A 25074-nucleotide genomic window follows, 5' to 3' on the forward strand; every position below is an offset into this window, starting at 1 on the left:
AATGAATTGTTCTCACAGAAGTATCACTGCCTTGTTAAATCTGTCTTAAACAGTTGTAAACCACTAGGTGGAGCAACATGACTCAAATGAATTCTATTACTTCCTATTAATGTTTTTTTGAACTCATCCAGTGAAATCTTTTCATGCCCTATATCAAAGAGAATCCCCATCATAAGCCTAATTTGATACCTTTTAAAACCGCTGCCTCGTACTCGAAAAACATAACTGATTTCAGGAAAAAAGTTTGCTGTGTACAATTCATTCTCCTCAATCACTGCACTTTCGATGGTGCAAATTGTATTTGTAGTAGGTTTAGGTTTATAGGTGTAGGACCAGTAATCATGAGTTCCTACAAACATCTGGGCAGCTTGTTGCATGAGTTCTATATTGAGTTCATCCTTCATGTAAACCATTAATGGCGCACAAAAAGGATGAAACTTCTCTCCATGAGAGAATAAATAGATGTACTCTTTAATTTTAGGATGCTGGATAACATTAAAGTCTGCAGTGGTTTTCTTTATTTCTAAAGCTCTTATATCACTAGGTAAGTTTAAATTAAATTGTTCTAAAAAGTGCTCTTGATTTAAAGGTTCCTTTGCATCGAGAAAAAGTTCTACCCAGGTTTCATTAACAGATACCTTTGAATCTGTTCTACCAGCTGCAACTACTTTAAAATCATTATGGTCAAATACAAACCTAAGCGTTCTATTAATCATGCGTTCGACTGTAGGAATATCGTTAGGTTGTTGTTGCCATCCGTGAAACCTAAAACCTAAATATTGCAATTTGATCAGAAAGTACTGTCTGCTTAACTGTAAAAAGGGATCATTCTTTTTCATAAGATCTTTTACTTTTGACTATTGCTCTCCATTCCATTCTGCATAGAATTGCTCAAGAAAGTTTTCCATAAAATTATGTCGTGATTGTGCCAGTCGCTTTCCAGTAGAGGTGTTCATTAGGTCTTTAAGTAGCAGTAGTTTTTCGTAAAAATGATTGAGAGTAGGGTTATTACCCTTTTTATACTCTTCTTTACTCATAGTAAGATTGGGAGGAATTTCTGGGTTGTAAAGAACATTGTTTTTATAACCGCCGTAGTTAAAGGTACGTGCAATTCCTATGGCACCCATTGCGTCTAACCTATCGGCATCTTGAACTATTTGTAGCTCTATACTGTTAAAGGATCCGGTAGTATGTCCACCTTTATAGGATACATGACGTATTATTTGCACCACGTGGTCTATAATAGAATCGTCAACACCTAATCCTTTGAGAAAAGTTGTTGCTTTAATAGGACCAGCTTCTTCGTTGCCATCATGAAATTTTGAATCGGCAATATCATGAAGTAAAGCGCCCAGTTCTACTACTAGTTTATCGCAGTCATTTTCTTGTGCCGCAATAAGTTGAGCATTACGCCACACTCGCTCAATGTGAAACCAGTCGTGACCGCCTTCTGCGTCGTGTAATTCAGATTTGACAAAACTTATAGTTTGTTCAATGATAGGTGTGTAGTTCATAAGGGATAAAGGTAGTGCGCTTTCGCGAAAACGGAATAATCAAAATAAAATTAAACTTTCAGAAAATATTGAAAATATAAAAAATAAGTTTATATTTGGACTATGAAATTACAGGAAGCACAAGGTCAATTTATTCAAGCATGGGGCTCATTAGGCAGCTCATGGGGAATCTCTAAGAGTATGGCGCAAATTCACGCTTTACTTCTGGCCTCGCCAAATGGTTTAAGTACTGATGACATCATGGGTCGTACACAGCTTTCTAGAGGAAATGTGAATACCAATGTACGTGAATTGATCAACTGGCGTCTTGTGCGCAAGAAGACGGTATTAGGTGAGCGCAAAGAGTTTTTTGAGGCCATTCATGACATATATTCTATGGCACAGCATATTATGGAGGAGAGAAAACGTAGGGAGATAGAACCTGTACTTACTTTATTAAAAGATCTAAAGAAAACAGAGTTAGAAGGTAAGGATGATGAGGTGAAGCATTTTCAGGCATTGATAAAAGACCTAGAAGAATTTGTCGCGCAAATGGAAAATTTATTGAATCTTGCTAGCAGGATTAATAGCAATAGTTACCTGAAGAAAATGATAAAGGCTATTTCATAGTCTTTTTTATTTCGATATAACTTTCAATAATTTCTGAAAATATAAAAATTATGAACTTAATTGCTTATGCCATTTACACCGTATTACTAGTGACAGTGATTTTACGCATTGGACATTTGTGTTACCGTCATGGACGAGTATACACCGATGCTTTTTTTCCTAAAGATGCTGAGTTTTCAAAAAGCATCAACGATGTGTTATTAGTGGCTTATTATTTAATCAATCTAGGTTATGGAGTAACTGTCGTTGCGACCTGGGAAGACGTTCAAAATATCATAGGAGTTGTTCAATCCGTAACGAGTCACTTTTCAATGATCCTACTCATACTTGCTGTCTTGCATTATAGCAATCTATTCATTATTAAACTTATCTATCAATTTAAATTCAAATAATATGGAAACTTCAAAAATTATCATCGGTTATTTTATTTATGTACCTATCATGCTGGGACTTACCTATTATGTATCGCGTACGCTTTTTAAAAATGCAAAGATTTTTATGCTCGATATTTTTCATGGTAAAAACGATATCGCAACCTCAACAAACAATCTTTTTCAAATAGGATTTTACCTGTTGAATTTGGGTTTTGGGTTATGGATTCTAGAAATATCAGATTATAAATGGCACAACACGTATCAGAATCTGATAGAGGTATTGAGCGCAAAGATTGGTGGATTCTCTATCTATTTAGGTGTCATGCTTTTCATCAATTTGTTTTTCTTTTTTAGAGGTCGCAGAAAAAGCAAACAATCCAAAACTGTCGTAAAAACACCCATTTATTTATCACCTGAATCTAAGTAAACATAAAGAATTATGAGTAAAATTTTGATACCAGGAGGAACAGGATTTTTAGGTAAATCTTTATCAAGATATTTAAAAGCACAAGGTCATGAGGTGATTACGCTTTCGCGAAAGCGTGATTCTAATTCACTCTACTGGGATGGTGAGAATCTGGGAGAATGGGAAAAGGAACTGGAAACTGTTGATGTTATCATTAATTTAGCAGGTAAGAGCGTAGACTGTAGGTACAATCCGGCCAATATGAAAGCAATTCTAAAGTCCCGATTGTCTAGTACTGCTGTGTTACACAAAGCAGTTGAAAAGTGCAGTAATCGTCCACGAGTTTGGTTAAACGCTAGTACTGCTACTATTTATAGACATTCTGAATCCAGGCCAAACACGGAGAAAGAAGGTGTGCTAGGTGATGACTTTTCTACCAATGTAGCTCAAGAATGGGAGCGTGTTTTCTTTGAAAAAGAATTGCCTGGTACTCGCAAGGTTGCTATGCGTACTTCAATTGTTTTAGGAGCTATAGGTGGCGCTTTTCCTGTAATAAAACGTTTGACTAAAATGGGATTAGGAGGAATGCAAGGTAAAGGACGACAAATGATTAGCTGGATACACGTAGATGATTTTTGCCGCGCTGTTGACTTTTTAATTCAATCAGAATTGGAAGGTGTGGTGAATGTTACGGCTCCTAAACCTGTGAGTAACAAAGATTTTATGGTTAACCTACAAAATAGTTTGGGAATACCTATTGCCATATCACAACCTAGATGGTTGCTAGAGCTAGGTGCTCTCTTTATGAAAACCGAGACTGAACTAGTCCTAAAAAGTAGGTTTGTGTTACCAGAGAAATTAGAAAATTCTGGTTTTAAATGGGACTACAATACCCATGATGCTGCTGTACAAGATTTGATTTAACTCTGTATATAATAATTGTCGTCTACGTTGACCTCGTTAAACTTAGACGACAATTTCATGGTTTGTTTTTTTGTAGTCGGTATGATACGTTGTTTATTCTTACCTATATAAACATCTACAGGCATGCTAAAATCATCGACCGTATTTTCCCAATAATAAACAAGTTTATTTCCTTTACTTTTAAGAACTAATTTAGGAATACGAGTATCTCTTAAGTATTGATCAAAAACTTTTTGTAGCGCAATACCCGTTTTTTCAATTAAAAAATCCTCTATTTGTTTAGTCGTAACTGTTTGATGGTAAAAAGTTTTATTCATATCGCGCAGTATTGACCTCCATTTATCGTCATCATCTACTAGTGTGCGTATGGTATGTAATAAATTGGCTCCTTTGTAGTACATGTCGCCACTACCTTCATGATTAACGTTATAATGCCCTATTAAAGGTCTGTCATTTTGAATAGTTCTGCGAGTACCTATGATATACTCTTGTGCAGCTTGCTTGCCATAATAATAGTCTAAAAATAAACTTTCACTGTAGGCTGTAAAACTTTCATGAATCCACATGTCTGCAATGTCCTTGTTGGTTATGTTGTTTGCAAACCACTCATGACCAGCTTCATGAATGATAATAAAATCAAACTTTAAACCCCAGCCAGTACCCGATAAATCTCTGCCCAAATAGCCTTGTTTGAACTTATTTCCATAGGTAACAGAACTTTGATGTTCCATACCTAAATAGGGAACCTCAACTAGTTTAAAACTGTCTTCATAAAAAGGATAAGGTCCAAACCAGTGTTCAAAAGCTTTCATCATTTTTGGGGCATCGGTAAAATGGTTTTTTGCTTTTTCTAGATGATGTTCTAGAACATAATAATCCATATGTAGATCACCCTTTTCACCAGAGTAGACTTCACCGAAATGGGTGTAGTTACCTATATTGATATTGACTCCATAATTATTTATAGGGTTGGTCACTTGCCAGATATATGTTGTGGTGTTGTCAATCAGTTCTTTAACCTTAATTAATCTACCATTGGACACGTTCATTAAATTAGAAGGTACGTTTACTGATATTGTCATACCTTTTGCTTCTTCATACATATGATCTTTACATGGCCACCATACACTTGCTCCCAAACCTTGATTTGAAGTTGCGATGAAATGATTTCCTTTTTCGTCTTTTTTCCATGAAAAGCCGCCGTCCCATGGGGCATTTTTTGCTTCTCTGGGATGTCCTTTAAAAAATACCGTAATAGTTTTTGTGGTAGCTACCTGTTGCTTGTCTTTTAAAAGAATATAATAGACATTACCATCACGGGTGAACTTTAATTCCTTATCATTTTGAACTACTTTGGTAATGAGCATAGGTTCCTGTAGATCAATCTGCATTATATTATTACTTTCAAGCACCTTATAGGTTATTTGGTTGCTGCCAGAAATAAATTTTTCATCAGGTTCTACCTTAACGTTTAGGTCGTAACGTTGTAATTCCCACCATGCACGTTCTGGAGTAATACTACCTCTTAAGCTATCTTGTCTTGTAAATTGCTTTTTATTTTGGAGTAATTGTGCTTGTGCTTGAATTCCAATTAAACAAAATATAATTAGAGTTATTACCTTGTATAACGACGTTTTATTTATCTTCATTAAGGATTGATTATAGATGCGATACCATCTGTTATATGAATGTTTTTTTAATGCTCAAGATATGCTTGAGTAATTGTTTTTTGAGCCATTTTTCCTTGTGGCGTAAAACGTTTTGCAAAACCTCTCCATCTACTATCTTCTGCATGGTATTTCCATAAAAAACCGCCTGCCATCCAGGACTCTCCCCAAACCTTATCGTATAAGCATTGATATAAAATATCTTGAGCTTTTTCATTTACTTCATGGTGATCTTGGGCATTCTTCCATGGTTCCTTTCCGGCATAATCTGCGCTTATATAACCATATTCTGTGAACAGGATTTGTTTTTTAAAGCTAGTCGAGAAAGATTTTAATTCTTTTTTCCATTTATCCCAACTTTGATTTATGTTATCAATATCGGGTGTTTTTTTATTACAAACAGGGAAATAAGCGTCTACTCCTATATAATCCAATTCATCCCAAAATGTAACTTGTTTGTAACTGTCCCAGTTACCAGCATAGGTGATTTTACCTTTATAAATAGTACGGATTTCTTTAATTAATTGTCTCCAGTAGTCTGGTCTAGCAGTTACAAAGGATTCAAGTTCTGTTCCTATACAAAATAGCCCTACTTTTTTTTCTTGTGCTATACGAGCAAATCTCAAAATATACTCACGATAGGAGTCTTCCAGAATTTGCCAATCTTCATTTGTTTTTAATTGAATAGTACCGGTATAGGTTCCTTTGTTTATCCAAATTTGAGGTTTGAGCATTACCTCAATATTTTCATCATTCATTAGGTCAATGGTTTGTGATACACCATGTGGTTTCTCGCCCCACCAACCGTGATCCTCATCATATATAACTTGTGGACTGTCAATTGAACGCATCCAGGCATAGGGTATAACAGCTACATAATTTGCATTGTATTGAACTAGTGGTTGTACGTCATTTTTATCAATAGGATTACGGGTAGCAACAAATGAGATACCATTTATTTTATTAATTGTTTGAGGTAAGTTTGAATTCAAAAAGGCGGTCTGGTTTGACTGTGATGAGTTCAAACAGGACATTAATAAAAGAGAGCAACCTATTATCAGAAAGTTTAATAAACTTTTATATGTAGCGACTTTATTCATTAACTAAGTTGTACGAAAAATTAAAGGTACATAAATCGTTCCTTTTTAGTTGCTTTTATTGATAGATTGAAAAATACAAGGGTTCATTAAGCATTAAATAGGAAATATGTGTAATGTGGTGGGAATAGTTTACGCTTTCGCGAAAGCGTAATTAATCGTACTTTGTAAACACAATCGCCATCTATGGAACATATTATTATAATAGGTAATGGGATTGCAGGTGTTACTGCAGCTAGACATATTAGAAAAAACTCGAATAAGCGCATTACAATTATCTCGGCCGAAACGGATTACTTTTTCTCTCGTACAGCACTTATGTATGTTTATATGGGACACATGAAGTTTGAGCACACACAACCTTATGAAAATTGGTTTTGGAAAGAGAATCGGATTGAATTAATGAATGCCTATGTCAACAAAATACTTCCTGATGAGAATAAGATAGAGTTTGAGGATGGTAGTCACTTAGCCTACGACAAGTTAATTCTTGCTACGGGTAGTATCCCTAACAAATTTGGCTGGCCAGGACAAGATTTAAAAGGTGTTCAAGGCTTAGTAAGTAAACAAGACTTATTACAATTAGAACAAACAGCACCAAATAATAAAATTTGTAAGCGAGCAGTAATTATCGGTGGTGGTTTAATAGGAGTAGAGCTTGCAGAAATGCTACACACTCGTGAAATACCAGTAACTTTTTTAGTTAGGGAAAAAGGATTTTGGAGAGGTGTGTTACCGCTGCCTAACGCTACAATGATTTCTAATCATATAAAAGATCACCATATAGACTTGCGCGAAGAAGAAGAGCTCAAAGAGATTTTATCGGATGATAATGGTCATGTAAGAGCTGTGATTACAAAAAAGGGTGAGGAAATTCCTTGCAACCTTGTAGGATTATGTGCCGGAGTAAGACCGCAAATTGAATTTTTAAAAGAAAGCGGTATTGAATATAATCGTGGTATCATGGTTAATCGTAATCTTCAAACCAATTTTTCAAATATATATGCCATAGGAGATTGTGCAGAACAGCGAGAACCTGTTGGTGAACGTAAAGCGGTTGAGGCTGTATGGTATACAGGAAGAATGATGGGTGAGGTAGTAGCTCAAAATATTTGTGGGAATCCAGTAAAATGGAATCCTGGTCACTGGTTTAATAGTGCTAAATTTTTTGAGATTGAATACCAAACCTATGGTTGGGTATGGAATAACCCTAAGGAAGGAAATGATCATTTTACATGGAATGGTAATGATGGACGTAGTATGATAACTATTGAGTATGAAATAACCTCACGTAAATTCATCGGTATTAATACGTTTAATATACGCATGCGTCACGAGGTTTTTGATAAGTGGCTTAATGAAGAACAAACTATAGATCACGTTGTTCATAACTTAAGGGATGCTTGCTTTAATCCAGAGTTTTTTAAAGAACCTTATCACGATATAAAAAGTCAATTTTCTAATCTATTAACAAACTAATATTATGAGTACGTATCAACGTAATATGGCTTTAACAGGTGAGCCGCCTAAAGCATTGAACACTGGTCAAAAAGTAGGATCTGCGATTGGTTTGTTTGGTTTGGGAATACTGGTATTATCAATATTCAATATCACTTTTCCTAATAAAGCTTTATGGCTTACCATTAGTCTTTCAATGATTGCAGGTGGGATAATCTGGTTTGCCCGTTCTCAATATAAAAACACGCAGCCAGGAATTAAAAATAATGGAGTCTGGTTTAAATCTATATCAAGTCGTGGTTTATTAGGATGGTTATCTGCGGTAGGCTTATGTGGTTTTTATATAGTTCTTTATTTCTATCCTCAATATTTAGGACAAGGTTCAGATGGGGCAGCAAATACAGGGCTAATTGGATTGTTTGATCCATTGTCTTATTTGTTAAAGGGTCAACCTGCAAGTCAATGGTTTGTTTATGGTGTTCTTTATACTATAGCTATCATATCTTTTGGGATAAAGTTTTTGATGAAATACCGTCACAATAGGTATGAACGATTACGCACCTATAGCGTTATGTTTTTTCAAACAGCATTTGCATTTTTAATACCTGAAATAATGGCTGGATTAAACGGTGACTTACCGTACTATGATCTCAAAAATGTTTGGCCACTTAATTATTATTTGTTTGATCAATGGAATGTAAACGGATTGCTGGCAAATGGTAGTGTAGGTCTTACCTTGCTGTTATGGGGAATTGCTTCCATTTTTGTAATCACTCCTATTTTAACTTATAAATACGGTAAACGATGGTACTGCAGTTGGGTTTGCGGTTGCGGTGGACTTGCAGAAACCGCTGGTGATGCATTCAGACAACTATCGGATAAATCAAGAAAGGCATGGAAAGTAGAACGTTGGTTGGTTCACACGGTTTTGGTTTTTGCGGTTATAAGCACAACGGGAGTAATACATTCGTATTTAGGCGATGGATCAAAATATTGGTTGAGCGCCTCAACCTTTTTAATAGGAGTAGCAGTTTTCTTGACGATGTTGCTTGCGTTTATATGGATATTTAGAAGAGAAGAATTAAAAAAGATGCAAAATTTGGAGCAGTTGGTTTTCTTGTGATTATACTGTCTTTTATAGCAATGCATTTCTTTTCTCAAACAGATTCTTTGTTTTTCTTCAAATCCCATGAAGTAAGATCTACGTATGGATTTTTAATTGGGTCTATTTTTAGCGGAGTAGTAGGAACAGGTTTTTATCCAATTATGGGAAGTAGGGTATGGTGTAGATTCGGTTGTCCGATGGCAGCAATTTTAGGTTTACAGCAGCGATTGTTTTCTAAATTCAGAATCACTACAAATGGAGGTCAATGTATCTCATGTGGTAATTGTTCTACATACTGTGAAATGGGAATTGATGTTCGTGCCTATGCGCAAAAAGGAGAGAACATAGTAAGAGCAAGTTGTGTGGGCTGTGGAGTTTGTAGTGCTGTATGTCCACGTGGTGTTCTTAAACTAGAGAATGGCCCATTAGAAGGACGTATAAATCCAAAGGATGTGCTGTTAGGACAGGATGTAGACTTAATGGACCTGTTGAAAAATAAAGGTAATTAGAAAACCTGTTTAAATAAAAAAACGTTCTAGAATCAACTAGAACGTTTTTTTTATGATAAGATGAGGTTGAAACCTTAAATAGCTATTGCTCTATTTAAAATTAATCCTAGATATAGATTAACTTTTTTCTTCAATTCACTTCTAGGAACGATAAAGTCTAGAAATCCTTTTTCTAAAACAAACTCGGCTGTTTGAAAACCTTCAGGAAGTTCTTTACCAGTCGTGTCACGAACAACTCTAGGACCAGCAAAACCTATAAGTGCACCAGGCTCTGCAATGTTGATATCACCTAGCATTGCAAATGAAGCGGTTGTACCACCGGTCGTTGGGTCTGTACACAATGAGATGTATGGTATACCAGCTTCAGCAAGTTGAGCAAGTTTTGCACTTGTTTTTGCAAGTTGCATTAGGGATAAAGCAGCTTCCATCATACGAGCACCACCAGATTTTGAAATGATCATAAATGGAATGTTGTTCTTTAACGAATAGTCTGCAGCACGAGCAATTTTTTCTCCTACGACACTACCCATCGAACCACCGATGAAAGAAAAGTCCATACATGCAATCACAAGGTCATGTCCATTTGATTTACCAACAGCAGTACGCACAGCATCATTAAGACCAGTCTTTTTCTTAGCTGCTTCTAGTCTGTCAGTGTACTTTTTAGTATCCTCAAAATTTAGAGGATCTTTAGAAAGAATATCTGGATTAAGTTCTTTGAATTCATTGTTGTCAAACATGATTTCAAAATATTCTTTACTTCCTACACGTACATGATATCCATCCTCTGGACTTACGTAGAAGTTGTTTTTAAGTTGTTCTGCATCTACTATTTTTCCAGTAGGTGACTTGTACCACAATCCTTTAGGTGTGTCTTTTTTAGCCTCAGTAGGTGTGGTTATACCTTTTTTATCTCTTTTAAACCAAGCCATAATTAAGTTATGATTTTAGGGTTGTAAGGTGAGAAGTATTCTCTTCTCAAAACTACCGTTTTTTAGTTTAGTGTTATCTATTAATCCTCAAAAAATCGGATTAAAGAGTGTTTATATTGTTTAGGTCTTCAAAAGCTTGTTTTAATCTCGCTTTGAAAGAATCTTCACCTACACGCAACCATTTACGTGGGTCATAATACTTTTTGTTAGGCGCATCGGCTCCAGTTGGATTTCCTATTTGTGACAGCAGGTAATCATTGTTAGTATCCATATACCCTTTAATACCAGTGGCAAAAGCCCATTGTAAATCGGTGTCAATATTCATTTTAATTACACCATATCCTATTGCTTCTCTTATTTCCTCTAATGTAGATCCAGAACCACCATGGAAAACAAAATCTATATGATTGTTTTCTACTCCATATTTGTTTGAGATGTACTCTTGAGAGTTTTTAAGGATTTTTGGAGTAAGTTTTACGTTACCAGGTTTGTATACACCATGAACGTTTCCAAAAGCAGCAGCAATCGTAAAACGATTACTAACCTTGCTTAATTCTTCATAAGCATAAGCAACTTCTTCCGGTTGGGTATATAGTTTTGACTCATCCACATCGCTATTATCTACTCCATCTTCTTCACCGCCGGTAATTCCTAATTCGATTTCTAGTGTCATGTTCATTTTCTCCATGCGCTCTAGATACCTTTTACATATTTCTATGTTTTCTTCTAGAGGTTCCTCACTTAGGTCAATCATGTGAGAAGAGAATAGACTTTTTCCGCTTTCGCGAAAGCGAGCCTCACTAGCATCTAATAGTCCGTCGATCCAAGGTAATAGATTTTTTGCACAATGGTCAGTATGAAGGATAACTGTAGCGCCGTAAGCTTCGGCCAGTTGATGAACATGTTGAGCACCTGCTATACTACCTAATACGGCTGCACGCTGGTTCTCATTACTTAGACCTTTACCAGCATTGAATTGAGCTCCACCATTTGAATACTGTATGATGACAGGCGAATTCAATTCTGCAGCAGTTTCCAAAACGGCATTTACAGAATTTGATCCTACAACGTTTACTGCTGGTAAGGCATATCCGTTGGCTTTAGCATGGTTAAAAATTTCTTGAACTTGGTCGCCAGTAGCAACTCCTGGTTTTATGTTGTGACTCATGTGTTTCAATTCTTAAGTGAACAAAAATAGGTAATTATAAGCAGCTATCCTTAATATACCAATGAGTGTGTCAACTATTTGCAATTTAATGTCCTACAACGTTTTAGAATGGGTAATTAATCCCTACGTTAAGAACAGCACGATTAAATTTCATTTCTTTGAACCATCTTTCACCTGGATCGGCAGCAGGATTGTAAGTTTTGAAACCAGCATCTAATCTCATTACGAAAAATCCAAAGTCATAACGTAATCCTACACCAGTACCTATTGCAAGAGCACCTAGGTCAGAAAAATCATTGAATATAGCATCTGGATCGTCCTCACTATCTAGCACATTCCATATGTTACCGATGTCGGCAAAAACTGCACCTTTAAACGCACCGGTAATAGGAAATCGATATTCTGCATTTAAAGCAATTTTCATATTGGCTTCATTGAAATCGTTAATTCCACCAGTTCTTCCTGGACCTAATTCATAAGCTTGCCAAGCACGGTTGTCGTTGGGACCACCTGCAAAGAAAGATCTTATGAATGGAATGTTATCAGAGTTTCCATAAGGTATTGCAATACCAGCAAAGGTTCTTATCGCCAACACATGACCGTTGTAATATTGCCAGTGTTTTACATAATCAAACTCTGTTTTTACATACTGTGAAAACTCAACTCCAAAAACCTCCTTTTGTCCATTGCTGTTTTCTTCAACTCCAACTAAATCTGAAATTCCAGCCAAGACATTTCCTGCGAGTTCTACTCTAACGCTTATTCGTGAGAAATCATCATCATAGATTCCTTGCCTATTATTACGAATCCAGTTGTAGCTAGAACTTATTATAAGGTTGTTTTGAGATAAACGTTGTCTTCTTTCTCTAATATTACGTATTATTTGCTGCTGTTCTGCTGTTGTAGATAAAGTGCCATTTAATCCATCTTGAATAAATTGAGAAGTTCCATCAGGTACAATTAGGTCGCCTTCATCATTTACATAGGTAGGACTGCTCAGGCTTAAATCATTTGCAATATCATTCAAACTACCATAGCTGCTGCGATAGACATTAAAAAAGTTGCCTGGATCTAAATTGCGTACATACTGCGCATTTACTAATTCAAAAATGGTACTTTTTACTGGCGTTTGCTGCCAATTATACCTTAATGCACCTTGTAAACTTTGTTTATCTAGACCGATGTTAGTTTGACTGGTAAATCCAATGGTAAAATCGGTAGATGGTGACATGTACTTAGGAATGAAACCATCTGTTTCAAAGGGTACAAATAACCTAGGGAATGATAATCGTGCATCAGCGCCAAATTCTTGTAAATCAAAAAATCTAGAATCTCCTGTTGCTGCATTTGAACTTGCTCCTATATTTCCTCTAAAGGAAATATCTAGCAACTCACTTCCTTTAAATAAGTTACGTATGAGTAACGAAGTGTTTAAACCAATACCTAATGTTTGAATGTTGCTGTGTGTAGCCTCTGGAGCGATTTTTACATTAAACTTTTTCTTTGATGTAAGAAGAACATTGGCTATTAGATCACGACCAGTTGAATCTGCAGGATCTGATACATAGCGTATTTGTGGATACAAAAAACTCTGTAGCTCAGTAATGCGCTTATAAGTTCGATCTCGATCCAGATCGCGATATATATCGCCTTCATGAAAGAATACAGCGTCAGTTAATGTATTACTGCGGTATTTACGTTTTCCATATCTAATGATATTGTAATCTTCATACCTAGTGGTATCTGCTGGAATACTATCTAGCTCATTTGTATAGTCTGGAATAATATTTACCTTACTTATTTTATGAACTCTAAATGGGGTTGTATAGGTAGAATCGCCTAATTGTTCTTCTCTGTCTTTGATAATAAGCGTGATGTTTGCTTTATGATCGGTATTAACAGTGTCGCCTTCAAATTTTATATATTCTTTTTCCATGTGATAGGCTCCATGGTTTCTAAAGTAAGTATTTAGTCTATCACGCTCGTCAGTAAAATTTTGGGATAGATATTGTTCTCCAGCTACGACAAAACTTTTTCCTTTTGTAATTTGATATAATGAATCTATAGCTGTTGATTCTATTTTGGATTTAATTGAGTCAATTATATAAGGTCGGTTGCGCTCAACTTTATATAAAATTTCGGCTCTTTTTTTTCTGGACTTTTCTATAATTTCATGAGAAACCTCTGTATTAAAGTACCCTTGATTCCAGTACCAGGCTTTTAAACGCTCTTCAGATTTTGTAACGAGCTCTTTGTCTATAATTGCCGGTGATTCTCCAGTACGTTTTAACCACTTATTGAAATCAATTAATGAATTGTATAGTTTGTTAGTTTGCTTTCGCGAAAGCGTATTTTCCAAAAACTCATCAGTACCAGAATGGCTATTTTTCCAGGCAGCGACAAGAGAGTCTTTGTTGGGTCTTGCTAAATTATAAATATGTAATCGTAGTGGGTAACCTATAAGTGGTAGTTTTGTATTAGGTTGTAGTGCTGGTAAAGTTTTTACTCTAGGATCGTCCGGCGCTAGACTGTCAACTAAAATTCTATTTTTAACAAGTAGATTTTTGTTTTGCGGCACTCTTTTTACCGCATTACAAGAAACGATAAGTAATAATAGAGTGCATATGGCTGCTATATGTAGAGTAAATCGTTTCTTTGTCATTCTAAAAATCAAAAGTATTAATAATTGCTTACTAGAAACTATATAAAACTCATAAAATCACTTTCTCGTAAAAAAGGAAGAGATACTCATGGATTGTTTGTAGTTGAAGGCTATAAGTCTATTCAAGAGTTATACCAATCTGGTCTTGATTGCAAAAGTGTTTTTGTAACTTCTGGAAATCACAAGCTTGATCATCTAGAGCTTACGGTTGTTACAGAAAAGGAGATGAAGACAATTTCAAACTTAACAACGCCTCCTGGATATTTAGCCGTTTTTGAAATACTTAAGCAATCTGCTATTCCACATGATGGTGGTATAATAGTGCTAGATGGTGTTAAGGATCCAGGGAACCTAGGCACTATAATAAGACTAGCAGATTGGTATGGCGTTTCTCATATAGTTTGTTCTCGTGATACTGTTGATTTATTTAATCCAAAATGTATCCAAGCAACGATGTCATCTATTGCAAGAGTACAAGTTTATTATAGGGATATTGAAGAATTCCTAAGTGAAACACAACGATCTGTATATATTGCTCATATGGATGGTGAGTCGTTATATTCTACCTCAATTCCTGAAAACGCTGCCATAGTTATGGGTAGCGAGTCTCATGGTGTAAGTGATTCGATTAAGCAATTAGGAACACCAGTTAGTATCCCATCTCATAGTACACATGGTGCGACTGAAAGTTTAAACGTAGCTATCGCAGCCGCTATAATTACGGCTCACTGGAAAAAGAGTTTGTCTTTTACTGGAAAGTAAAATTGATAAAAATACCTCTAGACTGCATACTCGAAATATTTCCTGTCCATGGACTGTTTACATCCATGTCTGGAACCAATTCGTCCGTCATAGCAAATACACCTCGTATAGATGGAGAGAATTTAAAGTAGAATAGGTACAGGTCAACACCAATTCCTATTTCATAGTTAAAAACATTAGTCATCTGTCTAAACTGCCCAGCAGAATTATCATCAGGATTTTCTTCGTTACTGGATAAGTTAGACGACCATGAAAAGCCACCTACGACAAAGGGTTTCCAATTGTTTTTTCTTTTTGTCGAAAATTTGAGTAATAAGGGTACGTTGATGTAAGTAGATACTACCTCTCGTTCCTGTTGAGCAGGCGTCATTAAAGATGGGTCTGGAAAAGTAAGAGTTCGATTTACAAAAACAATCCCAGGTTCAAGTCTTAAGTTGAAATAGTCATTTAGTCTGACATCACCTACAAGACCGACATTGAAACCAACACTTGTTTCGGTATTAATTTCCTCGGTTAATTCATTATAATCAAATTTATAATCATAAGAGTTAAAGCCTAAATAGTAACCCCAAGTGTATCGTTGTTTGTCAAAATTTTCTCTATTTAAAATTTTTCTTTAGAAAAAAGTTGAGCATTAGATAGTTGAGCGCTCAATGATAGCACTATAGTGATAATGAATATTCTCATATTATCCTTTTGTAGCTTTATAAATGGTGGAAGCACCGTAAAATTGTAAATAATTGTCTACTTCATTAAACCCAACTTTCTTTAAAATATTGTTGAAAGCTTCCCCATGTGGAAATTGTGCGGCGCTTTTAGAAAGATATCCATATGCAGTTTTATCTTTAGAAAAAAGCTTTCCTAAAGTAGGAACAATTAAATTAGAATATAAATAGTACCCTTGCTTAAACGGAAATTTGGCAGGTACACTGGTCTCTAGAACAACAAGAATACCACCAGGTTTTAAAACCCTTAGTATTTCTGATAACCCTTTCTCTAAATCTTCAAAGTTTCTTACGCCGTAACTTACGGTAATTGCATCAATTGAATTATCATCATACTTTAGGTTTTCTGAATCTCCAAGTACCATCTCAATACGGTCATCTAGTTCTTCTTTACTAACCTTAATTTTTCCTATTTCTAGCATACCGCTAGAAATATCCAGTCCTATTAATTTAGTAGCATTGGTCTTTTGAGCCATTTTAATAACCAGATCACCAGTCCCTGTAGCGATGTCCATTATTACATCTGGTTTTGATTGAGCTACAAGATCTACAACATTATCTCTCCATTTTTGATCTAATCCTAAAGAGATAACTCTATTCAAACCGTCGTATTCACCACTAATGTTGTCAAACATTTTTGTGACTTGTTGTTTTTTACCGGTCTGATTGTTTTTGTATGGTTTAACTTCGTTTGCCAATTGATACAGATTTATTATGCAAAGATAATAGGTATAAAAGAGCTTATTGTTATGATTATTAGGATTAACTGTTAAGCAAGATGTAAACTTTTGTTTTTGGTAACAATAGTTTTTATTCCTACGCAGGCTCTTAATTATGGTTATTTATGAGACTTATTCCTTGCATTCTCCTATCTTTGAGGTATAGAACATTGTTTTTATGAAAATCATTATTGCAGGTGCAGGTGAGGTAGGTTTTCATCTTGCTAAGTTGCTGTCCTTTGAATCACAGGATATTACACTTATCGATCCTGTTAAGGAGAATCTATATCATGCAGACTCACATCTAGATATAAGAACCTTAAGAGGTGATGCAACATCTATCAAAATTCTTCAAGATGCCAAAATTGATGCTGCAGATCTTGTTATAGCTGTAACAGCGAGTGAAACTACTAATATTACCATATCTGTTCTTGCTAAACAATTAGGAGCAAAACGTACCATAGCCAGAATTTCTAATACCGAGTTTTTAGAACATCAAGACAATTTAGGCTTTAAAAATTTTGGTATTGATGAATTAATCAGTCCTGAAAGTTTAGCTAGTAAAGAAATTGAATTATTACTCAATCAAAGTGCGTTCAATGATTCTTATGAATTTGAGAATGGGGCATTGACTATGGTAGGTGTAAACCTTCCTAGAAATGCTCAAATGGTTGGAAAAACAGTACAACAAGCTGGTGAAATATTTCCTGAAGTTCATTTCATGCCGATTGCGATTCAAAGATTTGGTACACAATACACTTTGATACCTCGTGGTGATACTAAGTTTAAAGAAGGAGATCAGGTTTATTTTATTACCACTCCAGATGGTGTCGAAGAGCTTTACAAACTTTCGGGTAAGACCAAACATACTGTTAAGAACTTAATGATTTTAGGAGGAAGTAAAATAGGAATTCAAAGTGCCGAAAAACTTTCAAAAGCAGGAATAAATGTTAAGTTAATAGAAATAAATCCAGCCAAGGCCTTTGACCTAGCAGATCAGTTGCCAGATGTTCTTGTCCTTAATGGAGATGGAAGGAATGTTGAACTACTTCAAGAAGAGAGTATACATGAAATGGATGCTTTTATCTCTGTAACTGGTAATAGTGAGACAAACATTATTTCTAGCTTAATGGCTAAAAGTAAAAGTGTTAATAAAACAATAGCACTTGTTGAGAATATGGATTATTTTCAATTATCTCATAGTATAGGTATTGATACCTTAATTAATAAGAAGTTACTTGCAGCAAACAATATCTTTAGATATGTAAGAAAAGGTGAAGTGGTTGCGATGACCAAGCTGAATAACATGAATGCCGAGCTGCTGGAATTTATCGTAAAACCAGACAGTGACATCTGCAATAAAAACCTAGTTGAAGCAGGTTTGCCTAGAAGTGCAATCGTTGGTGGTGTAATAAGAAATGGGATCGGAAATATTGCTCTAGGAAATTTCAAAATTGAAGCAGGTGATAGAGTAGTGGTATGCTGTCTACCTAGATCCATTTCTAAGGTTGAAAAATTATTCTTGTAATGACTAGACTTAATTACAAAATAATTATTTACATCATGGGACTACTGTTATTGTTTAACGGTGGTTTTATGTTTTTGAGTGCTGCTGTAAGTGCTATTTATAAAGAGCCAGAAGGCATTGATATACTAATGGCTGGAGTAGTAGCTATAATTTTAGGTGCTATTTCTATGTATCTAACTCGTAAACATCAACGTGTTTTACATAAAAAAGAAGGGTATTTAATTGTTTCATTAGGATGGTTAATTATGGCTTTTGCGGGAACTATGCCTTATGTTTTTTCAGGTGCTTTGGATAATTATACCGACGCTTTTTTTGAAACAATGAGTGGATTTACTACTACTGGTGCTAGCATAATGAATGATATAGAAATAATGCCAAAAGGTGTTTTATTCTGGCGTAGTCTCACACATTGGATTGGTGGAATGGGTATTATTGTACTAGCAGTTGCTATTTTACCTTTATTAGGAATTGGTGGTATGCAATTGTTTGCAGCAGAAGCACCTGGTCCAAGTGCTGATAAATTACATCCAAGAATCACCGACACAGCAAAAAGATTATGGCTTATTTATGTAGGTTTTACAGGAATTGAAACAATATTACTTAGAATAGCAGGAATGAATTGGTTTGATGCTATTAACCACGCTTTAAGTACTTTATCTACAGGTGGATTCTCTACAAAAAATGCTAGTATGGCGTATTGGAATGATAATCCAGCGGTACAGTGGATCATCATTGTTTTCATGTTTATTGCAGGAACTAATTTTGTACTTAGTTATTTTGCTTTCAAGGGAAGATTCAGTAGGATTTTAAAGGACACTGAATTTAAATGGTACGCAGGATTTGTTTTATTATTCACATTAATCTCTGCTGTTCTTATTTATTATCAAGCAGATTTAACTGCGTCAACAATTGCTCACCCATTAGTTGCAGGAAGGGCAGAAGGCTCTTTAAGGCATGCGGTTTTTCAAGTTTTGGCAGTGATGACCACTACTGGATTTGTGACTGCAGATTATACGCTTTGGACTCCATTTTTAACCATAATGTTCTTTGGTCTCTTCTTCCTCGGCGGTAGTGCAGGATCTACATCAGGTGGAGTAAAAGTAGTTAGACACATCATCTTGATAAGGAATGGTATTATGGAATTTAAAAGGACCTTGCATCCTAGTGCTATAATTCCTGTTCGCTATAACGGAAGAGCGGTCCCTAGCAATAATGTATTTAGCGTTCTAGGTTTTTTTATTCTTTACATGCTATCCTTTATTATAGGAGCAGTAGTACTTGCTGCATTAGGGCTTGATTTTGATACAGCTATTGGAGGAGCGCTCAGTAGTTTGGGTAACGTTGGGCCTGCTTTTGGTGATCTCTCTCCTGTAGATAATTTTGCAGGTTTACCAGACTTAGGAAAATGGTGGTGTAGCTTCCTTATGCTTATCGGAAGGTTAGAATTATTTACAGTACTTATCCTCTTCACGCCGTTCTTTTGGCGTAATAGGTAATTAAGATTTGCTTACCATATAATTGAAAAGACTGTACTTTCTAGATTAAGAAAGTACAGTCTTTATTCTTTGTAAAGCTTCTTTAATTTGATCTTCACTTGCAGCATAGGATATTCTAATACAGTTAGGAGCTCCAAATGCGTCGCCAGAGACTGTTGCTACATTTGCTTCCTCCAGAATCATTAAAGAAAAATCTGTAGCATCTTTAATCACATGACCTTTAATTGTCTTTCCAAAAAATGAACTTACGTCTGGGAATACGTAAAACGCACCATCTGGAGTATCAGTTACAAAACCTTCTATTTCAGAAAGTAAACTGAGAACTAGATCTCTGCGTTTAGAAAATGCATCTATCATGTACTGTATTTTGCTCACTGGAGCTTTTAATGCAGTAATTACAGCACGTTGTGCGATACAATTTGCGCCGCTAGTGATTTGGCCTTGCATTTTATTACACGCTCTAGCGATCCAGGAAGGAGCGCCTATATAACCAATTCTCCAACCAGTCATCGCAAAAGCTTTTGAAACACCATTCACCACAACAGTTCTTTCATACATTCCATCAATCTCAGCCATGCTAGTGTAGGTTCCTGTATAATTAATATGTTCGTAAATTTCATCACTAACCACGATAATATTAGGGTAGTCTTTTAATACACCAGCGAGACCTTCTAGCTCTTCCTTACTGTAAACGGCACCACTAGGATTATTTGGCGATGAAAACAAAACCATTTTAGTTTTAGGTGTTATAGCATCATTTAATTGTTGAGGAGTTATTTTGAAATTTTGTTCTACTCCAGCTCTTACCTCTACCGGGACTCCTTCTGCTAGTTGCACGATTGCCGCATAACTTACCCAATAAGGTGCAGGTAGAATACATTCATCACCTTCATTGAGCAAGACCATTGCTACATTTGCAATAGATTGTTTTGCTCCAGTAGAGACTACAATTTGATCGCGGTTATATGTAAGATTATTATCCCTTTTAAACTTTTCGATTACAGCATCCTTTAATTCAGTATATCCATCGACAGGTGTATAGCTGTTATAATTTTCATTGATTGCCTGGATAGCAGCATCTTTAACAAAATCTGGTGTATTAAAATCAGGTTCACCTAGGCTTAATCCTATTATGTCTTTCCCTTGTTCTCTTAATTCTCTAGCTTTTGCAGCCATTGCGAGAGTTGCACTTGTAGGTAAGTTGTTGATCCTGTTAGATAGATGCTCTTTCATTAGTAGTGATGTTTAAATACAAAAATAACCAAGGTGATAAGAATATACCTAACAGGCTAAGATAATGTTCTATTTTTGTACAAAAATTTTACACCTTGGCACAAATCATAAAAGATTATTTTCCTCACATAACTGATGAACAGTTTTCTCAATTTCAGGCGCTAGAATCCCTTTATAAGGAATGGAACAGTCAGATTAATGTAATTTCACGTAAAGATATAGACGAGCTCTACACGAGGCATGTTTTACACAGTTTAGGGATTGTTTCTGTAGTACGCTTTCGCGAAAGCTTACCTAATACACCAGGAGGAACAAGGGTACTTGATGTAGGAACTGGCGGAGGCTTTCCTGGAATACCGCTTGCGATTATGTTTCCAAAAACTAAATTTTATCTTATAGATGCGATAGGAAAAAAGATAAAGGTCGTTAACGCGGTAGTAGAGGCTTTGGGTTTACAAAATGTGACTACTGAACATGGAAGAGCAGAAAAAGTGAAGGGAAGGTTTGACTTTGTTGTAAGTCGTGCTGTAACAAACATGCCAGATTTTGTTAAATGGACTCGTAACAAAATTAGAAAGGATAGTTATCACAGCATTGAGAATGGAATTTTATATTTAAAAGGCGGAGACTTAACCAAGGAACTGAAGCCATTTCCCAATGCTTACCAGTATAATCTTGATGAGGTTTTTGAAGATGAATTTTTTGAAACTAAAAAAGTGGTTCATCTACCTTTGTAAAGTATATAACATAAAAAACCTGCTTTATGCAGGTTTTTTTATGTTTAAAATCTCGGATTAAAAATTAGTCGTGAGATTAAGTGTGAGACCAGTATTTTCTGGAACAAACCTACAAACACCACCTACACAAATCAGTCCACCACGTTGTCTACCATAATTAAGGGCTACTCTCGTACGGCCTTTGGTATACGAACCACCAACTGAATAGTAATGAATATCGGTGTCATCATAGTTGTACAAGTCGGCCACATAAAGAGAAAGTGACGTGTTAAAAGCGTATTCCAATGTTGCTGCTGCCCAGTTACCTCTATCAGCATCTGCAGATAAATGTTGAGCGTCAAATCTAACTGATCTTCCCTTTCCTAAATCGTAGAGAAGATCTGCTACAAATGCAGTGCCATTAAGTTCTGACTGTCCATCTAGTAAATTTCCACCTTCAATATTTTTAGCGTTGTAATAAGTTTGAGCGGCTGTAAACTTCGCAGAAAGCGCTTTGCTAAATTTGGTGTTTAATTGAAAGCTAAACTCTTCAAAGTATTTCTTACCTCTAGAAAACAAGCTTGCATCATAGTCATTGTTCGGTACGTCAAATGATGAATCTAAACCTGCCCAATTTGAGTAGTTTAAAGAGTAAGTAGTTCCATATTTAAATCCGAATAGAGAACCAGGTTTTGCTGTATGAACTACGTCTAACTGTCCTCCAATTTCTCCGGCTTCTTCTTCATCTGGATTTAAGAATACTTGTGGATTGTATACATAGATATTGCGTACCATGTAACTACTTTGCTTAGTGTATCCTGGTACAAAATTGATAGTTTGATTTAAAAAAGGGTTACCTGCTTGTTCTCTGTCAGAGAAAAAGCCCATATTTTCGGTAGCTCTTAAAGTTGTATTTATTCCTAAACCTGGAATAGAGTATCCTAAATTTAGTAATAACGCACGCCCGTCAAAGTAGTTACCTAATAAAGGTGTGCCACCAACAATAACTGCATCTGGTTCCTTGTAAACATACTCTGCTTGTAAGTTAAATTTGTCAAAGTAAAGATCTCCTCTCATACTATATGCATTGACGGTCGATGGGAAATTTGGATCTGCAGATGTGTTTACTTGATATCGTCCTACATAGCTAGTACCTATATTTATTCCAGTTTCCGTATTTAATAGTTCTCCTAAATCAAACTCTGAATTAATACCTTGTACAGTACCTTCAGATAACTCAAAGCCAGTTCTTTGGTTTCCAATGAATCCTGTAGCTTCAAGATAATCATTAAAAGCATAGTTAACTCTTATTCCTCTTATCGAATTATCGATACCTAAGGTGTGATCTTCCCAGGTTCTAAATATTAATCCGCTACCAAATTGATCATAGAAATTACCAGCTGTGATTTCCAGATCCTTATGTTTAAAAGTTGCAAAATAGGTTGCGATTCCATTTCCTTCAAATCCTTCAAAGTAACCTAATAAAGGAGAAGGTTGATACAATTCATATTGAGCGCCGACAGTAAATTTACCTTGAGTATATTGAAGCTTGAGATAGTTGTTTGAACGAAATTGATCTTGAGGAGCTACACCATTAAGTATCCCGTCATCATCTTGATACCATTGGGAATTGGATTCCAAACCACCAGAAAATGTTCCATCTTGTGCTTTTATATTAAAAGCGATTAAAAGTGCTGCTAATAGCAGATAATTTTTCATAAATCAGTGTTGGATTGAATTTTATATGTGTTTTTTGTACTCTTCATAAAGTTCTTCCTCAGCTCCAGGTGTGAAGCTAGAGTGGCGGTATACAATTTTATTGTCCTTTACGATTAAGGTAAGAGGAATGTTAGGATTGCCTAGATACCTGATAATTTCATTTTTCTTATCTAACAAAACGGTGTAGGGCCATGCTCTACCATCTACTTCTGTTTTTACCCTTGGTTTAGATCTAGCGTCGTCAGTTGCTATAGCATATAGTTCAAATCCGATCTCTTTCTGCAGCTCGTTATAATCTAATTTAATAGCATCTAGCTCTTTCATGCAAGGAGTACACCATGTTGCCCAAAATGAAAATACTACTGGTTTATCCTTACTGAGCTCAGAGAGAGTTACTTTTTTGCCATTTAGATCCTTAAGAATGATTTCTGGAAGTTCGGTTTGAGAATAGCTTATTGATGAAAATATCAATAAAGCTAATAGAATAAGTTTTTTCATATAATTAAGTTTTGAAATGCAATTATAACAGTTCTTTAATAAATAATGTGCCAAACTGCTTTTTAGTTAAAACTTTTCATTATTAAAAATCAATGTATTAGGTTTTTAAAACATTGTTTTTATATTTGGTTATTCTTAAATAATCGTTAAAACAACTTAAATTATGAAAACAGCTAACTTTTTAAAAATCTTCTTGCTTTTAGTTGCGGTAACCTTGACCTCGTGTTCATCAGAATCTACGGATGATGGAGGAGGCAATGGTAATGGCAATGGTAATCAAGGATTGGTATTATCTGCTGATAAAACTAGAGTCTATGAAAATACAATAGTAACTTTTACCGTCATGAATGGTACCGTTAATGTAACTTCTCAAGCTACTATATCCCTGGATGGAACACCTATTACTGGAAACACGGTTTTACTTGATACTGTAGGATCAAAAGTTGTTACCGCAGAATATAATGGTGACAGTGCAAATAATGTTGATATTGAAGTTATAGTACCTTCTTACTCAACAAAAATGATAATTGAAGATTATACCGGTGCTTGGTGTGGATGGTGTCCTAGAATTTCACAAGGGATTGAAGATTTGGGAGCTTCAAATTCTAATGTTATAGCTATAGCTGTTCACAATGGTGATTCTATGGTGTTTCCGTTCGAAGGTCAAATGAGACAAAGATTTGGTGTCAGTGGATTTCCGACAGGTATTTTGAATAGAGATCAAAGTTGGAATTCTGTATCTGGTGATGCTATGAATATGACCCAGCCAATTAGTTATTTGAATGTGCAAAAGGAGGTAGGTGTTGCGATAAATTCTTCTATTACTAATAATACCTTGTCTGCCTCAATTAGGGTTGGTTTTGATTTAGATCAATCAGGTCTAAGTTTAGTAGTATATGCCTTAGAAAATGGCCTTATCGAAGCACAAAGAAATTATACAAACAATTATGGAGGAGTAGATCCTATACAAGGATTCGTTCATGAGCATGTTTTATCAAAGAATCTTACTGATGTTTTTGGAGATCCTATACCAGCAGATCAACAGGTTGGAGGAAATGAGTATTCTGTAACGCTTACATCTAATGTGGCTGGAGTTGCAAATCAAAATGATATGGAGATTGTTGCATTTGTGGTAGACGCTTCGGGTAAAGTAGTAAATGCGCAAAAAGCACAAGTTGGTACTAATGTTGATTTTGATTAATTAAATCTCAACACAAAAAAAGCCGATTCAATTTTATTGAATCGGCTTTTTT

21 protein-coding genes and 2 pseudogenes are annotated in these 25074 nt (G+C 35.5%); 11 read left to right on the forward strand and 12 right to left on the reverse strand.

Annotation, left to right across the window (positions count from 1 at the left end; all coding sequences use genetic code 11):
• Nucleotides 1-23: 23 nt before the first annotated feature.
• The gene (locus BST91_RS00525) at nucleotides 24-839 is read right to left on the reverse strand and encodes a tRNA pseudouridine synthase A (RefSeq protein ID WP_060523201.1); all 816 of its coding nucleotides are present in this window, start codon (nucleotides 837-839) and stop codon (nucleotides 24-26) included.
• Between the two features lie 18 nt (nucleotides 840-857).
• Nucleotides 858-1514, reverse strand: coding sequence for an HD domain-containing protein (locus tag BST91_RS00530; RefSeq protein WP_085774106.1), 657 nt, complete (start codon nucleotides 1512-1514; stop codon nucleotides 858-860).
• Between the two features lie 102 nt (nucleotides 1515-1616).
• Here BST91_RS00530 and BST91_RS00535 point away from each other — a divergent pair, with 102 nt between their 5' ends.
• Genes BST91_RS00535 through BST91_RS00550 form a run of 4 tightly spaced genes read left to right on the forward strand, consistent with a single transcriptional unit; the run spans nucleotide 1617 to nucleotide 3827 of the window.
• On the forward strand, nucleotides 1617-2123 hold the full coding sequence (locus tag BST91_RS00535; protein WP_060523199.1) for a GbsR/MarR family transcriptional regulator: 507 nt from the start codon (nucleotides 1617-1619) through the stop codon (nucleotides 2121-2123).
• Nucleotides 2124-2173: 50 nt separating this feature from the next.
• Nucleotides 2174-2515, forward strand: a complete 342-nt coding sequence (locus tag BST91_RS00540; RefSeq protein ID WP_085774107.1) for a hypothetical protein — start codon at nucleotides 2174-2176, stop codon at nucleotides 2513-2515.
• Between the two features lies 1 nt (nucleotide 2516).
• On the forward strand, nucleotides 2517-2924 hold the full coding sequence (locus BST91_RS00545; protein WP_060523197.1) for a hypothetical protein: 408 nt from the start codon (nucleotides 2517-2519) through the stop codon (nucleotides 2922-2924).
• Between the two features lie 12 nt (nucleotides 2925-2936).
• Nucleotides 2937-3827: a TIGR01777 family oxidoreductase gene (locus BST91_RS00550; RefSeq protein WP_085774108.1), complete on the forward strand. Its 891-nt coding sequence runs from the start codon at nucleotides 2937-2939 to the stop codon at nucleotides 3825-3827.
• Here BST91_RS00550 and BST91_RS00555 read toward each other — a convergent pair.
• Nucleotides 3824-5476: a M1 family metallopeptidase gene (locus BST91_RS00555; RefSeq protein ID WP_085774109.1), complete on the reverse strand. Its 1653-nt coding sequence runs from the start codon at nucleotides 5474-5476 to the stop codon at nucleotides 3824-3826. The genes BST91_RS00550 and BST91_RS00555 overlap by 4 nt on opposite strands.
• A 47-nt stretch (nucleotides 5477-5523) precedes the next feature.
• Nucleotides 5524-6486 carry a glycoside hydrolase family 113 gene (locus BST91_RS00560; protein ID WP_157546862.1) on the reverse strand — a complete coding sequence of 321 codons (963 nt, stop codon included), beginning with the start codon at nucleotides 6484-6486 and terminating at the stop codon, nucleotides 5524-5526.
• Nucleotides 6487-6777: 291 nt separating this feature from the next.
• Here BST91_RS00560 and BST91_RS00565 point away from each other — a divergent pair, with 291 nt between their 5' ends.
• Both BST91_RS00565 and BST91_RS00570 read left to right on the forward strand, forming a co-directional pair.
• A complete protein-coding gene (locus BST91_RS00565; RefSeq protein ID WP_085774111.1) occupies nucleotides 6778-8070 on the forward strand; it encodes an NAD(P)/FAD-dependent oxidoreductase in 1293 nt (430 codons plus the stop codon).
• 4 nt (nucleotides 8071-8074) lie between these two features.
• Nucleotides 8075-9663 (forward strand): annotated as a pseudogene (locus tag BST91_RS00570) (4Fe-4S binding protein).
• Nucleotides 9664-9737: 74 nt separating this feature from the next.
• Here the strand turns inward: BST91_RS00570 and accD are convergent.
• From accD to tamL, 3 genes are all read right to left on the reverse strand, one after another.
• Complete coding sequence (gene accD / locus BST91_RS00575) at nucleotides 9738-10595, reverse strand: acetyl-CoA carboxylase, carboxyltransferase subunit beta (RefSeq protein ID WP_042275894.1); 858 nt, start codon at nucleotides 10593-10595, stop codon at nucleotides 9738-9740.
• A gap of 100 nt (nucleotides 10596-10695) precedes the next feature.
• Nucleotides 10696-11763, reverse strand: a complete 1068-nt coding sequence (fbaA, locus tag BST91_RS00580; protein WP_042275893.1) for a class II fructose-bisphosphate aldolase — start codon at nucleotides 11761-11763, stop codon at nucleotides 10696-10698.
• Nucleotides 11764-11866: 103 nt separating this feature from the next.
• The gene (tamL, locus tag BST91_RS00585) at nucleotides 11867-14425 is read right to left on the reverse strand and encodes a translocation and assembly module lipoprotein TamL (RefSeq protein ID WP_042275891.1); all 2559 of its coding nucleotides are present in this window, start codon (nucleotides 14423-14425) and stop codon (nucleotides 11867-11869) included.
• Nucleotides 14426-14449: 24 nt separating this feature from the next.
• Here tamL and BST91_RS00590 point away from each other — a divergent pair, with 24 nt between their 5' ends.
• The gene (locus BST91_RS00590) at nucleotides 14450-15187 is read left to right on the forward strand and encodes a TrmH family RNA methyltransferase (RefSeq protein WP_085774112.1); all 738 of its coding nucleotides are present in this window, start codon (nucleotides 14450-14452) and stop codon (nucleotides 15185-15187) included.
• Here the strand turns inward: BST91_RS00590 and porT are convergent.
• Together porT and ubiE are read right to left on the reverse strand one after the other, a co-directional pair.
• Nucleotides 15174-15874, reverse strand: a pseudogene (gene porT / locus BST91_RS00595) (type IX secretion/gliding motility protein PorT/SprT). The gene BST91_RS00590 and the pseudogene porT overlap by 14 nt on opposite strands.
• A 1-nt stretch (nucleotide 15875) precedes the next feature.
• A complete protein-coding gene (gene ubiE / locus BST91_RS00600; RefSeq protein ID WP_085774113.1) occupies nucleotides 15876-16610 on the reverse strand; it encodes a bifunctional demethylmenaquinone methyltransferase/2-methoxy-6-polyprenyl-1,4-benzoquinol methylase UbiE in 735 nt (244 codons plus the stop codon).
• Between the two features lie 199 nt (nucleotides 16611-16809).
• On the opposite strand from ubiE, the gene trkA reads away from it, so the two are divergent.
• Nucleotides 16810-18159, forward strand: coding sequence for a Trk system potassium transporter TrkA (gene trkA, locus BST91_RS00605; RefSeq protein ID WP_042275885.1), 1350 nt, complete (start codon nucleotides 16810-16812; stop codon nucleotides 18157-18159).
• The gene (locus BST91_RS00610; RefSeq protein ID WP_085774114.1) at nucleotides 18159-19655 is read left to right on the forward strand and encodes a TrkH family potassium uptake protein; all 1497 of its coding nucleotides are present in this window, start codon (nucleotides 18159-18161) and stop codon (nucleotides 19653-19655) included. The genes trkA and BST91_RS00610 overlap by 1 nt, the downstream gene beginning before the upstream one ends.
• Before the next feature lie 45 nt (nucleotides 19656-19700).
• On the opposite strand, the gene BST91_RS00615 is transcribed toward BST91_RS00610, so the two are convergent.
• Complete coding sequence (locus BST91_RS00615) at nucleotides 19701-20888, reverse strand: pyridoxal phosphate-dependent aminotransferase (RefSeq protein ID WP_085774115.1); 1188 nt, start codon at nucleotides 20886-20888, stop codon at nucleotides 19701-19703.
• Nucleotides 20889-20983: 95 nt separating this feature from the next.
• Between BST91_RS00615 and rsmG the strand changes: the two genes are divergently transcribed.
• Nucleotides 20984-21625, forward strand: a complete 642-nt coding sequence (gene rsmG / locus BST91_RS00620) for a 16S rRNA (guanine(527)-N(7))-methyltransferase RsmG (protein ID WP_085774116.1) — start codon at nucleotides 20984-20986, stop codon at nucleotides 21623-21625.
• Between the two features lie 57 nt (nucleotides 21626-21682).
• Here rsmG and BST91_RS00625 read toward each other — a convergent pair whose 3' ends face one another.
• Nucleotides 21683-23323 carry a DUF6029 family protein gene (locus tag BST91_RS00625; RefSeq protein WP_085774117.1) on the reverse strand — a complete coding sequence of 547 codons (1641 nt, stop codon included), beginning with the start codon at nucleotides 23321-23323 and terminating at the stop codon, nucleotides 21683-21685.
• A 21-nt stretch (nucleotides 23324-23344) separates the two neighbouring features.
• Entirely contained in the window at nucleotides 23345-23821 is a 477-nt protein-coding gene (locus BST91_RS00630) for a TlpA family protein disulfide reductase (RefSeq protein ID WP_060523186.1), read from the reverse strand.
• 163 nt (nucleotides 23822-23984) lie between these two features.
• Between BST91_RS00630 and BST91_RS00635 the strand changes: the two genes are divergently transcribed.
• Nucleotides 23985-25022: an Omp28-related outer membrane protein gene (locus tag BST91_RS00635; RefSeq protein WP_085774118.1), complete on the forward strand. Its 1038-nt coding sequence runs from the start codon at nucleotides 23985-23987 to the stop codon at nucleotides 25020-25022.
• Nucleotides 25023-25074 lie beyond the last annotated feature (52 nt).

The sequence above is a fragment of the Nonlabens tegetincola genome, assembly GCF_002117085.1.
Taxonomy (GTDB): Bacteria; Bacteroidota; Bacteroidia; order Flavobacteriales; family Flavobacteriaceae; genus Nonlabens; species Nonlabens tegetincola.